The 14,246-nt window shown below is 45.5% G+C and carries 13 protein-coding genes; 6 read left to right on the top strand and 7 right to left on the bottom strand.

Features of this window, described 5'->3' with window-relative positions:
- The first annotated feature begins 97 nt into the window (after positions 1-97).
- Positions 98-1,075 (top strand): GGDEF domain-containing protein, encoded by a 978-nt coding sequence (locus P400_RS15115; RefSeq protein ID WP_235181846.1) that lies wholly within the window; start codon positions 98-100, stop codon positions 1,073-1,075.
- Between the two features lie 83 nt (positions 1,076-1,158).
- Positions 1,159-2,172, top strand: a complete 1,014-nt coding sequence (locus P400_RS0109435; RefSeq protein ID WP_026825958.1) for a tyrosine-type recombinase/integrase — start codon at positions 1,159-1,161, stop codon at positions 2,170-2,172.
- 62 nt (positions 2,173-2,234) lie between these two features.
- Here P400_RS0109435 and P400_RS0109430 read toward each other — a convergent pair whose 3' ends face one another.
- From P400_RS0109430 to P400_RS0109420, 3 genes are read right to left on the bottom strand one after another with little or no spacing between them, the layout of a single operon-like run.
- Positions 2,235-3,380, bottom strand: a complete 1,146-nt coding sequence (locus P400_RS0109430; RefSeq protein WP_026825957.1) for a hypothetical protein — start codon at positions 3,378-3,380, stop codon at positions 2,235-2,237.
- Positions 3,377-4,588, bottom strand: coding sequence for a hypothetical protein (locus P400_RS0109425; RefSeq protein WP_026825956.1), 1,212 nt, complete (start codon positions 4,586-4,588; stop codon positions 3,377-3,379). Before P400_RS0109425 ends, P400_RS0109430 begins: the two co-directional genes overlap by 4 nt.
- Before the next feature lie 55 nt (positions 4,589-4,643).
- A complete protein-coding gene (locus P400_RS0109420) occupies positions 4,644-5,816 on the bottom strand; it encodes a MalY/PatB family protein (RefSeq protein ID WP_034771053.1) in 1,173 nt (390 codons plus the stop codon).
- A 114-nt stretch (positions 5,817-5,930) separates the two neighbouring features.
- On the opposite strand from P400_RS0109420, the gene P400_RS0109415 reads away from it, so the two are divergent.
- Positions 5,931-6,593: a M48 family metallopeptidase gene (locus tag P400_RS0109415; protein WP_026825954.1), complete on the top strand. Its 663-nt coding sequence runs from the start codon at positions 5,931-5,933 to the stop codon at positions 6,591-6,593.
- Positions 6,594-6,604: 11 nt separating this feature from the next.
- Here P400_RS0109415 and P400_RS0109410 read toward each other — a convergent pair whose 3' ends face one another.
- From P400_RS0109410 to P400_RS0109395, 4 genes are all read right to left on the bottom strand, one after another.
- A complete protein-coding gene (locus tag P400_RS0109410) occupies positions 6,605-7,510 on the bottom strand; it encodes a methyl-accepting chemotaxis protein (protein WP_026825953.1) in 906 nt (301 codons plus the stop codon).
- Between the two features lie 157 nt (positions 7,511-7,667).
- On the bottom strand, positions 7,668-8,966 hold the full coding sequence (locus P400_RS0109405) for a hypothetical protein (protein ID WP_026825952.1): 1,299 nt from the start codon (positions 8,964-8,966) through the stop codon (positions 7,668-7,670).
- Positions 8,963-10,261, bottom strand: a complete 1,299-nt coding sequence (locus P400_RS0109400) for a hypothetical protein (protein ID WP_026825951.1) — start codon at positions 10,259-10,261, stop codon at positions 8,963-8,965. The genes P400_RS0109405 and P400_RS0109400 overlap by 4 nt, the downstream gene beginning before the upstream one ends.
- A 100-nt stretch (positions 10,262-10,361) precedes the next feature.
- Positions 10,362-10,745 carry a DUF302 domain-containing protein gene (locus tag P400_RS0109395; protein ID WP_026825950.1) on the bottom strand — a complete coding sequence of 128 codons (384 nt, stop codon included), beginning with the start codon at positions 10,743-10,745 and terminating at the stop codon, positions 10,362-10,364.
- Between the two features lie 161 nt (positions 10,746-10,906).
- Here P400_RS0109395 and P400_RS0109390 point away from each other — a divergent pair, with 161 nt between their 5' ends.
- From P400_RS0109390 to P400_RS0109380, 3 genes are all read left to right on the top strand, one after another.
- A complete protein-coding gene (locus P400_RS0109390) occupies positions 10,907-11,302 on the top strand; it encodes a Spx/MgsR family RNA polymerase-binding regulatory protein (RefSeq protein ID WP_026825949.1) in 396 nt (131 codons plus the stop codon).
- Positions 11,303-11,567: 265 nt separating this feature from the next.
- Positions 11,568-12,668, top strand: a complete 1,101-nt coding sequence (locus P400_RS0109385) for an AI-2E family transporter (protein ID WP_026825948.1) — start codon at positions 11,568-11,570, stop codon at positions 12,666-12,668.
- Positions 12,669-12,939: 271 nt separating this feature from the next.
- Positions 12,940-14,184, top strand: a complete 1,245-nt coding sequence (locus tag P400_RS0109380) for an MDR family MFS transporter (protein ID WP_026825947.1) — start codon at positions 12,940-12,942, stop codon at positions 14,182-14,184.
- Positions 14,185-14,246 lie beyond the last annotated feature (62 nt).

Here is a 14,246-nt window from a genome sequence, read left to right as displayed (position 1 = left end):
TTAGATACTGATTATAGGCAATATTTATATAGTGTTTTCATGACTTTTATACAAATATGATTCTTCTTTCGATATACTGAACAGTAGGAGGTGTAAGATGAGGACGGCTTATGAAGTTAGTCGTGGAACACTGTATAATGAGCGCATCGCTTTTTACGGAAATGTGCTCGCTTGGTTGGTCCACTTCCTATTTTGTATTTTATTTTGGCGACTAGAAGTAAACTCACTTTTCATTTCAAACGGATTGAGCGTCGCCTATTATACAATCTCGTTTTATTTCGTACATAAACGGTGGTATGGTATTTTCTTCACCGGGCTCTTCGTCGAGGTCATCTATAACGCCATCATCTCGACGGTCATCCTCGGATGGGAGATCAATATACATTACTTTATTCTCATGATGGCTTACGGTGTCTTTTTCATGCCGAGCGTCTCAAGGGGCCAACGAATTTTAACCACGGCCCTCGCGATGCTGATTTATAGCCTTCTATTCACCTATGTATCTGACGGCATCGAGACCCTACCGATACACGTAGAACAAGCGCTTGGACTCTTTTGTATCCTATCGACCGTTATGATGATTGCAGGGCTCTCCTTCATCTTCGAGTCCGCTGTCGTGGCAGTGACGGATGAACTCGAACTGTCGAACGAGCGGTTGCAAATCCTCGCCTCGACCGATGGGTTGACCGGGCTATTGAATCGCAAAGTCGGTCATGAACGAATCTCCGAAGCAATCGAGCAGACCGCTCGGGACGGTGTACCATACGCGCTCGCGCTCGGTGATATCGACCGATTCAAATCCTTCAATGAAACATATGGTCACGACTGCGGAGATCGTGTCATTCAACAGGTTGCCTCGACCCTATCCAATGTCGACGGGATTACGGTCCGTTGGGGGGGAGAAGAGTTCCTGATTTTCCTATCCGACCCGTCCGGCGACTTTTACGAGACAATCGAACGGTTAAGACGACAAATCGAGACAACGTATCTCGATTACGCAGGCGAACGACTTCGTGTCACGATGACGTTCGGACTCGCGGTTCGCAGTGGTTTTGATACGATTGAAGAGAGATAGTGAAAGAGGCAGATGATTATCTTCGAGAAGGTAAGCAAAACGGTAAAAATCAAGTCAGATCAACCTGAAGAAAGGAGATTTCAATGAGTATTTTCCGTCAACTTGGACAGCAATCGACACCTACGACTACGAAACGATTCGAGTTGAATGGTCTGCATCGACTACCTACATTTATTCAATATTTTTTTCACCATCTAGCAGCCAAACACTATTCGAAACAAACGGCACAACGCTACGTTTATGACGTATTGGACTTCTTTCGGTGGGTCGAGCATGCAAGCGGGACTGAACTAGACCCTGAAACAATTGATTTAACGGCATTCATCGAGATTGACCATGCTGGGGCAGAAGCGTATGCGACCTATTTAGCCCTCGACCTCGAGAACGCACCGAGTGTCATTAATAGAAAACTATCGACATTACAATCCCTGTTCAATTATTTGATTGAGACAAACCAGGCAGCAGTGAACCCATTCCAAGCTGTGGAACGTCCGAAACGAGGCAAACGGAATCCAGTCTATTTGACAGAGTCGGAATGGCTCGACTTCTCCACGCTCGTACGAAGCAACGTCGGGATGACGAACCGCGAAGCGAGTTATTATGAAACGAATCGTACGCGCGACTTTTTGATTATCCAACTGCTCGGACTGACGGGGATGCGCGTGTCCGAGCTCGTCGGACTCAATTGGTCCGATATCAACTTCGAGACGGAAACGATCCGTGTGATCGGAAAAGGGAATAAAGAACGTGTCATCCCGATCGCCAGCCCACTCCATCCCCTCCTTACTGAGTATAGACACGTATCGAATGATGGAGCGGTATTTCAAAATGATAAAGGGAGACGTATTGCTGTGCGGACGGTTCAACATGTGCTGAAAGGCCACATCGATCGGTTAAAGCCGTACCTTCCCTTTTTGACCCACAAACAAGTGACACCACATAAACTTCGACATACATTCGCGACAAGACTTGCAATGAGTGGGATTGACGTGTTGACGATTCAACAACTTCTCGGACATGAATCGGTAGCAACGACCCAAGTTTATGCCCATATCGGTGACGAACGCAAAAAACACGCGGTATCAGGTTTACAATAATATGTTATGTTAACTATATATCCAAATATAAACACCACCTAATTTATAGGTGGTGTTTATATTTAAATGTTAGACATTGACAAAATTAAAATCGTATCATCAATGACCATAAAGTAAGCATTTTCGTATGCAAAACGCTCTTCTAATTCCAAATCAAAGAGGATGACCCCGCTTGTGAGTCCATCTGTATACTCATGGACGAGATAGCGTTGACTGATGACACGTTCAAAAGGGTTCACATCGATATAGCGTGCCCCTGTGGTGATATCAATGACCTCTGTATGCATATCACTTTCATCAACTTTTATAAAAATCGTTGAACCGATGTCGTCATATGTGAAGTCGAGCGGTTCATAGGCGCCCCAATCGACGACTGACACTTCGTGTAACACATCTGGTGCCGTCAAGTCATAAATGACTTCCTCGTTCAATGCATCGACAAATGCGGAAAATCGAAGGATACCATCGTTATCCCCAAGATATTGAACTGTATCCCCTTCTCCATGTAAGCGAAGAATATCATCAAAAGGCAATTCATCTTGTTGGTCCCAGATAGCCTCGACCGCTTCGTCTAGCGTGCATATGAGAAGTGCCTCGGAGTGATCAATCGGATCATCTGGAGAGATTCGTCCGTTATCGAGCGCGTCATAATAGTCAAATTCATCAAGTCTCGCGTTACACACAATATATGGCACACCATTAAAATTAGTAGTGAACAAGTACAACTCACGAAAACGTTCTGTTTTGCCGACGAGTCGTTCATCCCGAATGCGTTCACGTTGACCCGTCACTCGATCGTATAACCACGCCTCATCAGATTCAGACGATTCAAACGCCGTCAAAAAGAGGAAGTAACGGTTATCAAGTACCCAAAACAACGTACTATTTCCTCGTTTTTCAAACATTGTTAGGACTTCCTCGGTCCCCTCCTCATAAGAAAACGCAATCAACTCTGTCCTGATCACACCTTGCCCATCGGGTATCTCATTCAAAAAATACACGATGTCCCTATCCACGAAGAGTTTTGCATAGCCGTAGTCTTCATACGGATGACGATTTAACTGTGTAACCGCAGCGTTCTCTTCATCAAAACGATAAAGAGAAAAAGTCGTGCGACCTACTTTTTCTCGATAGTAGACAGAAGATGACGTGACCGCTATTACATCTTCGTGGTCGATAGGCATGGCCCGTGCGTCAACGATTCTCATAAGGCACCTCTCTCATAACCAGAGTCAGCAGGTTCGACAGTAACAAGACCTGGTGGTCGATTCGGAAACGTAATCCGTAGATGAGCATATTCAATCACGTGTTGATGTGGATGATTCTTGTCGATCCAGCGAATCGGTTGTTGATTCGCAAGAGCATGACCAATTTTCTCTTCCATCTGAAATTTAGAGATATCTCGATAAGCAACTTCTTGAATATAGGTTTCTTCATCAGGCTCGAACTGCTGCCAAATTCCCATGACAAGTTGTCCAAGTGCTGACACACGTCGTTCTGGTAGCGTGATCGTCCTTAATGTCTGACTCACTTCTTTCAGACATTCGTTCGCGTCGTCCGATACGGCGAACAACCGTTTCTCCGTATTATTCATGACGCGATAGCGGCGTTTGCGATTCTCGAGTCTGAGTACTTGCGCATAAGGCTCCACTGGTACCCCATGAAAAAACGTTTCTGTCCCGCCCCACGCGAATCCGAATGACGGGTCAAACTTTTGAATCGTCTGCATGAACGACATCATAAAGTCCTCGACTTCTCTCCGTTCTAGCCGTAGCCACTCGGCAAGGGCAAGTGTCCCTTTGTCTTTTGAAATCCGGTCGACTGGGAAGAACAGTTCCCCGTCCGCCAAACGATGCGGTTTCAATTCGACACCATTCGCTCGATAATCGGTTGATGGTCGTCCGCTTCTTCCTGAATAGATGACCCATTCATCATCTGTGCTTTCGATTGCGTATGCCTGATGGGCCCATGGCGGGGTCACGTATAAGGCCGGATACTCCTCGAACGTGTCGAGATGAATATACGAGCGGTCATTCCAAAGGTGAGCGACGAGTCGGACGACTTCTCCCGTCTCTGAATCTTTCGGCGCGATGTAATTTCCTGTATCACCGATGAATGTCAATACATGAAACCCATACCCGTTATATAAATGTCGGACAATCCGTTCGAAAACGGCAGTTACCATCCGCTCGAAAAGTGGGTGATCTACATTCCGGTCAAGCGTTGGCGAGTCAACCGTACACATGAGCCATCCCATCCGTTCATATAGACGAATGCGTAGGGGATAGGAGATTAGGGGAGAAGAACTCGCATGAATCTCAGTTAAGCGGATATTGGACATATTTTCGACTTCCAAGGTGAATCCACTACGCCTTAACTGCTCTTCCATCTTTTTCTTCCAATTGATTTTCTCCATGCTATCCACTCACTTTCTCTCATCATCTCATTGTGAATTTTTCCCGATTCTCGTTTTAGACAAACGCTTTTCGTTTCATTTGTACATGTAGCCGTGCAATCGCTTCATCTAAAAGTTCACGACGTGTACCAATATTCATACGCTCGAACATTTCTCCGTGAGGACCGAACGGACCGCCTGGTGACAAGAAAACGCGGACATCTCCGTGGAGCCAAGACTTTCGCTCTTCTGCGGTCATCGGGAGCTCCGAAAAGTCGATCCAAAGTAAATAACTCGCCTCGGGACGTGTTGTATGGAGCATTGGTAGATTCGTTTCAATCGAATCAATCATCTCATTCATTTGTTGCTCGAGCTCTTCCCGTAACTGATCGAGCCAGCGTTCCGCACGTCTATCAGTATACGCCGCGATAATAGCTGTGTTCGCAAACGGTGTAGGTAGGACATGATGTTTGTTTTGTACTTTGATGATCTGTTTACGCCAATCATCGACTGTACAGATGATATAGGATGCGAAGAGCCCGGCAATATTGAATGCTTTCGATGGTGCACTCACCGTGATGACACGTGGGTCGAGCGAGCCGATGGCAGTATGTTTGTGAGATGGAAATGTCAAATCAGCATGAATCTCATCCGCAACGACGATGACATCGTACTGATTCGCCAGTTCTACCACTTTCGTCAATTCTGCTTTTGTCCAAACACGTCCGACCGGATTATGCGGAGAACAAAGCAAGAATAGAGACGCTTGTTTCATCGCCTCCTCGAGTGCGAAAAAATCCATCTCGTAACGCCCGTTTTTCTCTGTCAAAGGCGCATCGAACACTTGACGTTTCGAACCGACGACTAGCTCATGGAACGGTGGATAGACAGGTGACTGGATGACGACCCCATCCCCCACTTCTGTCAACGCCTCGACGATGTGCGTCAACGCCGGAACGACCCCGCTTGAAAACATGATGTGTTTCGGGTCAACATTCAAATCGTGGCGACGATCATACCAAGAGCGGACGGCTTCTTGTGCCTCTCTCGCGAATAAAGTGTAACCAAATTCTCCTTGTGCAGCTGTTGAAGCAAGCGCCTCTGAAATAGATGGTGCAGTACGGATATCGATATCCGCTACCCATAATGGCAAGACATCTTCCGACAGATGGAACCATCGCTCTAAGCCATCCCACTTCACTGAATTTGTGCCTTTACGTACGAGTTGTTGTTGTAAAATCGATTTCATGTTCATCCCTCCTTCTCTTACTGTATCAAAGTTGATTCGACTACGTAGTAAAAAAGCATGGCGGATTGTCATCGACTTCGTTATACTCAATCGAGAAATGAAAGGAGATCGCCTATGCACGTCAACATCATTCGAAACAAACGAAGGAAAAGAGCCGCATTTCACGTCACTCCGGACGGTATCGAGCTCCGCATCCCGGAACGTTTGCCGAAACATCTCGTCGACCACATATTAGAAGAGCATGATTCATGGATTCGTGATACATTGCAAAATCTCCCGAAACAAACGTCCGTTCTCGATGAAGGACTCATCCTCCATGGGAAGGTCTATCCGACTAGAAAAGATGATAAGAAGACAATCAGACATGACGGTACTTCATTTTTGGTGCCGAACGCATGGGACGAAACTACGCTCTGGCAGAAGTATGAGACATGGTTACGCGAACGCGCCTTACATTATGTGAGTGAACGGGCACCATTATATGAAGAACGTCTAGATGTCCGAGCAACGAACGTACGAATTGCCCATCAAAAGACACGTTGGGGATCTTGTAGCTCGAACGGGACCATCTCCATCAACGTCCGACTCATGTTGGCGCCGATAGAGATTATGGACTACGTCATCGCACATGAGTGGACACATCTCGTGCACTTCGACCACTCCGCTTCATTTTGGAAGACGTTGCGTACCGTTTATCCAGAAATGGATGGTGCGAAAGAATGGTTGAAACAATACGGACATACGTTACAACTAAAAAAGCCGACCGACCCGTCCTAGGGTCAATCGGTTTACAGATTGGAAGTGAACGTGTCGGCCGTATCATGTAACTCGGCAGCGGCCTGTTCGAACGACTGGAAGCGCTCCATCGTCTGTTCCATTGTTTTGGCACTCGATTGAATTTCTCGATTAGACGCAGTGACACCTTCTACAATCTTTTGAAGTTCAAGGTTCATCCCTTCCGTATTCGAATTGACATCTACGACGGCACGTTCGACCATACGGGAAAGATTCCGCACCTCCGTTGCCACGACATTGAACCCGAGACCATGCTCACCGGCCCGTGCTGCCTCGATGGCGGCATTGAGGGATAATAGATTCGTTTGAGCCGCAATCTCTTTTATAGACAATGCAATCTTGGCGATGTCATCTGCTTGACGTCTTAAATTTTGCAGGGCGTTGAGATTGTCAACAGCATCTTTCGCAAGCTTTTCAATCGTTTCATTCAATTCGCTCGTATCGTTCAACCCCGTCTTCGCCCGATCATCGAGCACATCGGTCATCGATTTGAAACGATACGCATACTCTTCAATCACCTGTTGACGTTTGGTGATATCTGATGCAATTTTGACGACACCAATGACCTCGTCCCCATCAAGGATCGGCATATATGTTGCCTCGAGCCAAATCGTCTCCCCTTTCGCATTCTCGCGCTCCACCTTATCCGAGAAACTGAATCCGTTCCATAATTTCTCCCAAAATTCAGGATAGTCCGGGCTATTCACAAAAGATGAAGGACAGAAGAGATGATGCTGCATCCCGATCATCTCTTCTCGTTTGTACTTCATCGCTTTCGCGAACGTATCATTCACATCGACAACACGGCGTTGGCGATCGAATCGGATCATTGCCATGTTCGTCTCGATGGACCGAAGCACGTCGACTGAAGTCACATCTTTCTGGTTCAAAGTACTCATTCTCAATACCGACCTTTCTTTTCAATAGGATATTCGTACGAAATCATGAATTACAGTGTAACGTAACGAATGGTGTCCCATCTCACACTTTTTATACATAAGGTCAATGTCTTGAGTTTGAAGTATTTACCATTTATAAAGACGCCAAAAGGCGCCTTTATTTCTTTGAATCTGGAAAGTAAGAGAAGAAGGTTTCTGCACCGGCACTTGTCAGTTTGAACGTCTGGCCTCGTGTTTCATCTGTTACATAGACATCCACTTTTTTAGACCGTTTCTTGAAGCTTAACTGAAACTCTTGTCCTTTCCATCCTTCGATGATGGTGAGAAGCGGATAGTCCCCCACTTCCCCAGCTCGATCCACAGGCTCTGCCTCCTCAAATGCGTTCATCAAATCAGACATGTCGATGCCTGCCGCACGCAATGTGTCCGGATACTCCAATGTAGCCGCCCCATCCAACGGTGTTTTATGGAGAAAGAAGAATGGGCCGCGCGGTACGGAAGGGTTAGCAATGATATTTGCAGTGATATCTTCGTCAATGGTTTCTTTTGTGGCAAACTCGCCTTTCGTGTACGTTAAGCTGACATCGGCTTTCACACGCTTCCCATTTTTCATGTATGAGAATGTGTAAAGAGGCGTCTTTACACCTGGATCGAGTGTGTCTGTTTGAAGTACCCGCTCGACTTGTAATCCTTCGAACTGGATGGGTTCATGTCCAAATTCATCCTCATCCCAAACAACAAACGGTTGGATTGATGTGGCTCCGTTTGTTGCCTCGAAATAAAAATAGGCTTGTTTCAATTTGTCATTATAGCCAAGCGCAATCTTCGCGGTTCCCATTTGAGCATTATACGGCTCAATGAATGAGATTGGAAAGAGGCCTTGTTGTTCTCCGATTGTTAATCCGATTGTTCCATTCAATGGGGTGGTCACGTGAACCATGGTCTCTTCGAATAGGTTAATCGGCATCCCAAGGTATTCTGAAGGATCACTCTGCTCTGCGACTTTTTCCTCCTCTTTCGTACCCGATTTGATCAAAGGGACGTGCGGAACCTCCACACCGGATGTCAAATCAAGAAAATCGGGTAGGTCATCTATCTTTCCTAATTTCATTTTGGAATAATCGCCATCATAGCAAATGGTATAGTTCTGTTTTCCTTTTAGGAAGGTCACTAATTTATAGTTGTTTGGATCATAATCTGATATCATTACTTTCCGATTCAAAGCATATGAATTGAAGACCGTCACATCCCCTTCAATTTGTGTGATCGGCTCGCCTGTGCATGCACCGAGGATATGACTCGCCCACGTCTCCGACTTGGCATCCATCCGACCCGAATACAAATCTCTCACAACCCAATGCTCTGGCATATAGTCTAGCTGCACGACATCCGTTTCTCGAGTACCACAACCTACTAATAAGCCAACCATACACAATATGAATACGATTCGTTTCATAACGACTCCCTCATCCGCGGAAAGATGTCTAAGAACGCTTCCGCCCCTTCGCTTGATAGTTTAAACGTTTGATCACGAAGCAGATCTGTCAGATAAATATCGACTTTTTTAGAACGTTGTGTATAACTGATTTCGAATTCTTGACCTTTCAATCCATCGATTAACGTTAAGTATCGAAAGTCTAAAGACTCTCCTGAACGATTGACCGATACGGCTTCCTCTAATATCTTCACGACTTCTTTGGATTCTTTCTTCGATGCCTCGAGAAAGTCAGGATGACTTAGTGTTTTTCCGTCAAACGTTTCACGATGTGCAATGACTCTTGGTCCTTCTTCATATGCAGGCATCCAATCCTCGAACATCGGAGTAGGCTCTTCATCTTCCTTCAGCAACGTGCCGGGCACGAAACGTGCCGACATTGTTTCAGTCACTTGCTGTCCTTTTTTAATATACGTGAATTCATATAAGGGAATAGACTCTTTCTCATTGAGTTCACGAGATTCCACGATGGACTGGATACTTAATTCAGAAAAGACAGTATTTTCTTTTGACTCGGGGTCCTTCAGCTCTACAAACTCAATAGGATGTGGCATAAAATAATGACCGTCATATGAGTAGAGAATGTATGGACGAAACGATTTTTTATCATATCCAATGGCAATCTGTTGATTCGGCATCTCGATTCCAATCGGTTCAAATTGGGCGATTGGATGTCTGATCACTTTACCATCAAGTTCAATTTCAAGATTGCCGTATAGTGCCGGGGTGACCTCTAGTAACGTATGCGGGAGCGGGGTAATCTGTTTCCCATCAAAGTCTAGCACGTCTGCTTCCGCTAACTTGTCCTTTAAAGATGACGGCGTTTGATCAATGCTAGGTAATCGAGGAACTCTGTTGCCTTCAGATGTCCCCACAAAGGATGGGAACGCATCGACCGTTTCAGCCATCAATTGATTCGTATAGCTTTCTCGACAAACGACATAGCGCTCGTCCCCCTCTAAAAATGTGACCACTTTCATCATATAAGGATTAAGGCTAGATACGAGTTCTTCTCTCCCTGCAATCACCGTTTGATATACGGTGACGTTCCCCTTAATCTCGGTCGTTCGTTCTCCTTCACATGCCGCAAGCACTTCTTTCGTTTCGTGAATCGGAACGATTTCCCCTTCTTTTGAATAACTTTCGACATTCCATTGATCTTCTATGTAGTCTAATTGAATCACTTCTATGTCAGATGTTCCGCATGCGCTTAATAGTGATGCTCCTACAAGCAACGCAATACCTCGCTTGAACACAAAATCCCCTCCAGTCATCGTACTATCCAATTTTACCATTATCTAACTGTTCTATACGAAAAAAATTCCGCCCATGTTTCATGAGCGGAAGGTAGAATTATTACTTGCTTTGGTCGATTGCACGTTGCAATCTAGATTCGACGTCTGCTGCAACGGCTTGTAACGATTCGTCATCGATGAGTCGAATCAATGCTGTCGGTTTCGGCATGCCGATTCGTGTATGGTCGTCTTTTTCGAACACCGCAATCTTACATGGAAGGAAATAACCTCCCTCTAATCGTTCGGATAGTACTTCTTTTGCCGCTTTCGGATTACATACCTCTAAGATGCGATACTTTCCTTCAATCGCTTGACCCTTTTTCTCAAGTGTCTCACTCAAGTCAAAGTCCCATAATACGCCAAACGATTCCTCTTTCAATGCCTCTCCGAGACGAACGACAACGTCATCCACAGTGCGATCAGATTGCACGGTATAATCAAACATCTTGATTCCTCCTTAGCGTGTTGTTCATGAGAACTGTACCCGTACGAAGTCTTCTTCAATCAAAAAGAAACTGTATGTGATTTGAAACATAATCCTGAAACACAACGTATAAAAAGAGATAATAGTTAGAACCAAACTGATGTAAAGGAGAAGTGGTTGTCGTGACGGTCACGGTATTCACGCATACGAGCTGTAGTTCTTCTAGAAAAACGATCGATTGGTTGCGGGAACAAAACATCCCCTTCATCGAAAAGAAATTGACCGACCAAGGTTTGTCCTTTGGCGAATTTAAAGAGATGTTAAGCCTGACCGAGAATGGGACGACCGACTTGTTGTCGGTCCAAAAGAGTGTCTATAAACAAGCTGCAGAGAAGCTCGACGAGATGTCGATACGGGAACTATACAGTTTTGTCGCCTCGAATCCCCAAATCTTAAAAAGTCCGATCGTCTTCGATCATCATCGGATCCAGGTCGGCTTCAGTGAAAAGGAAATTCGAACGTTCATTCCTCGGAATGACCGCATCGCTGAACTGAAACGCTTGCTCCACAACGCATAAATCGTGTCGCCAAGGCGACACGATTATTTTTTAGGCACGTTTTAACTTGTCTGCCAATCGGATTCCGAATGACTGTATTGGATGAATAGAATCGAGTGGATGAAGTTGATGATGCTCGACATTTCACCGTAAACAAACCCGTTCTGTCTCGCCAGTGTACTTCCTATGTTGTAAAATTTTCAAGGTTAACATCTATTGAATCCTTTTCAAAAAACATTCATAGTAAAAGAGTAGAAAAATTATATTTGTATGAGGGGATAGAGCATTGGAGCTTAATCGTCAACTTATTTGGAAACTGAGTGTAATCGGGCTGATTTTACTCGTCTTATGGCGTGTCATCAGTGAACCGGATACCATCTCACGTGTCTTACAGTACACGTTCCAGTTACTGACCCCAATCATCATGGGGATTGCCATCGCCTTGTTACTCAACACCGTTCTCTCCTATATTGAAGAACGGTTCCACTTGAAGCGGTATCAGGGACTACTTATCGTCTATATCACGTTCATCGGCATCTTGGCGATTTCGGTCGTCACGTTGTTCCCGCGGATTTACTCGAGTCTGTCATCACTCATCGATGAGTTACCGGTATATATTCGTCAAATCGACGTGTTTTTAGGTGAAGTGAACAATTACTTGAGAGATTATAACGCGACAATTGCTCAGGCGATTGATTTTGCCCGCTTCGAGGAACGTTATTCAGGATGGGTTGAATTGGCCGTCCTCTCGTCCGTCAGTTATGTATCAAGCTTCACGATGACACTGATTAACTTTTTAATCGGGATTGTGATCTCCATCTATCTCTTGAAGGACAAAGAAGTCTTTGCCCGCATGTTCAAGCGTCTTCTCTACGCGCTATTACCCGTTGGTACTGCGAAGACGACAATCGATATCTTTCAAGAGATGGATTACATCTTTAAACGATACATTATCGGCAAGTCGCTCGACTGTCTGATCATTGGAGTATTGGCAGTCATCGGGCTCTTGATCATCGGTGCCCCATATGCGCTACTCCTCGGGATCATCGTCGGCGTCTTAAACTTTATTCCCTACGTCGGACCGCTCCTCGGGATGATTCCTGCGTTCATCATCACCTATTTCTATGATCCGTTCACGGCACTGCTCGTGCTCCTGTTCATCTTCTTGTTGCAACAGTTTGATGGGTTGTGGCTCGGACCGAAGATTCTCGGGGGTAGTGTCGGCATCACCCCGTTTTGGGTCATCACGTCAATCATCATCGGAGGCAGTCTATTCGGACTGGTCGGAATGTTCGTGAGTGTCCCAATCACGGCCATGATTCAAGTCGTCTTGTCCCGACTCATCGATTATCGACTGAATCGGAAAAATTTGAACGAGTTACTTTGATTCTCCCCATGAAATTGTTGACATATTAAACAAATGTGTCATACAGTTGAAAAGAAGATTAATATTTAAAAGAAAGGAGAGGTTCCTATGTCAGTAGTATCTTCGAAAGCATTCACTCAAGTTCATACTGATTGGCAGGCACCTCTTCGATTGATTTATATCTAAGATGCCTGCCTATCTAGGCATGCATAAACAATGTGGGACGTCGTATGCCTTTATGCATATGACGTCCCTTTTGTGTATCATAAATTTAATAAAGCAGGTGACCTGTATGTTTCAAACACTCAAGCGGCTCGACCGCAACATTTGGATTCGTTTCTTAGGGGAGACGATCACGGGAATCATGATGTTCATGATCGCCCCATTCTTAGTCCTTTATTATAGTGATCAGTTAGACAGCTACCTTCAAGTCGGAATCATCATGGCGACGGGTCCCATCATGGCCCTACTCGGTTCGATGATTGGGGGACGGCTTGCTGACCTATATGGTCGAAAACCAATCATGATGATCGCCATCATAGGGGACGCACTCGCTCTCGTCGGGTTCGCCTTCGCTGACTCGTTTTGGCCACTCCTTTTATTGAACGCAATGCTCGGGTTGACGAACTCACTCTTCCACCCTGCGGCAAGCGCGATGGTCGCTGACGTCACGGAGCCTGAGCATATGAACGAAGCATTCGGACTCTTACGGATGGGGCATAATATCGGTGCTGCATTCGGACCGCTTCTCGGGAGCGCGGTGCTGTTCATCGACCGTGAGCTCATCTTCTTTACAGCAGCGTTCGTCTTTGCCTTATATGCGCTCACACTCGGATACTTTATCAGAGAATCATTGCCGGAATTTACAGAAGATGAAACCCCGAGTAACCGAGAAGTGTTGCGCGTATTTTACAACGATCGCGTTTTTCTTATTTTCATCTTTGCAGGTATATTCATATCGATGGGATTTTCAGTCGTCGAGAGCATGCTGCCACTCTTTTTAAAAGAATCGCTTCCGACGTATACCGCACAACAAAATCCGTTCCCTTATCTTTTAGCATTGAACGGAATCATGGTCGTACTCTTCCAGTTCCCGATCGCATCAAAACTTGGGAATAGACCGTTTGGTAAAGTCATGTTGGCCGGAGCGACCGTATTTGGTATCGGCATGATCTTATTGGCGATTGTGCCAAGAACTTTGTTCGCACTTGATACGCCATATGTGCCCCTCGTAGGTATCTTACTCGCCGTTTATGCCTTTTACACGTTAGGTGAGATGATCATGTCCCCTGTTCAACAAACGTTCATCGCCTTGATTGCTCCGGAGAATATGCGCGGCGCCTACAACGGCGCTGCCAGTGTCCAGTGGCTGATCGGTGGAGTCACGGCACCTATTATCGCAAGTGTCTTTTTTGATAATCGTGCCGGGCACATCGCTCTAATCTTGATTGGTGGTGCGAGTTGCTTATCAGGCATTATTTACTGGCAACTCGGACGCTACGTCCAATCAACCGAAGCAAAACAAAAGACTGCTTAATCACTCATTGACCACTCTCTATTTTTATGAGATGTGGTCTTTTATTTCTTTTCATATTTATT

The organism is Exiguobacterium marinum DSM 16307 (assembly GCF_000620845.1).
In the GTDB taxonomy this organism is placed as follows: domain Bacteria; phylum Bacillota; class Bacilli; order Exiguobacteriales; family Exiguobacteriaceae; genus Exiguobacterium; species Exiguobacterium marinum.
Note: the sequence above shows the minus strand (reverse complement) of the source record. Positions and strands in the feature narration are given on the sequence as shown.

Coding starts and splice junctions, on each gene's coding strand:
- P400_RS0109410 (WP_026825953.1), bottom strand. CDS start 7,510: ATGAGTACTTTGAACCAGAAAGATGTGACTTCAGTCGACGTGCTTCGG.
- P400_RS0109415 (WP_026825954.1), top strand. CDS start 5,931: ATGCACGTCAACATCATTCGAAACAAACGAAGGAAAAGAGCCGCATTT.
- P400_RS0109420 (WP_034771053.1), bottom strand. CDS start 5,816: ATGAAATCGATTTTACAACAACAACTCGTACGTAAAGGCACAAATTCA.
- P400_RS0109430 (WP_026825957.1), bottom strand. CDS start 3,380: ATGAGAATCGTTGACGCACGGGCCATGCCTATCGACCACGAAGATGTA.
- P400_RS0109425 (WP_026825956.1), bottom strand. CDS start 4,588: ATGGAGAAAATCAATTGGAAGAAAAAGATGGAAGAGCAGTTAAGGCGT.
- P400_RS0109435 (WP_026825958.1), top strand. CDS start 1,159: ATGAGTATTTTCCGTCAACTTGGACAGCAATCGACACCTACGACTACG.
- P400_RS0109380 (WP_026825947.1), top strand. CDS start 12,940: ATGTTTCAAACACTCAAGCGGCTCGACCGCAACATTTGGATTCGTTTC.
- P400_RS0109395 (WP_026825950.1), bottom strand. CDS start 10,745: ATGTTTGATTATACCGTGCAATCTGATCGCACTGTGGATGACGTTGTC.
- P400_RS0109405 (WP_026825952.1), bottom strand. CDS start 8,966: ATGAAACGAATCGTATTCATATTGTGTATGGTTGGCTTATTAGTAGGT.
- P400_RS15115 (WP_235181846.1), top strand. CDS start 98: ATGAGGACGGCTTATGAAGTTAGTCGTGGAACACTGTATAATGAGCGC.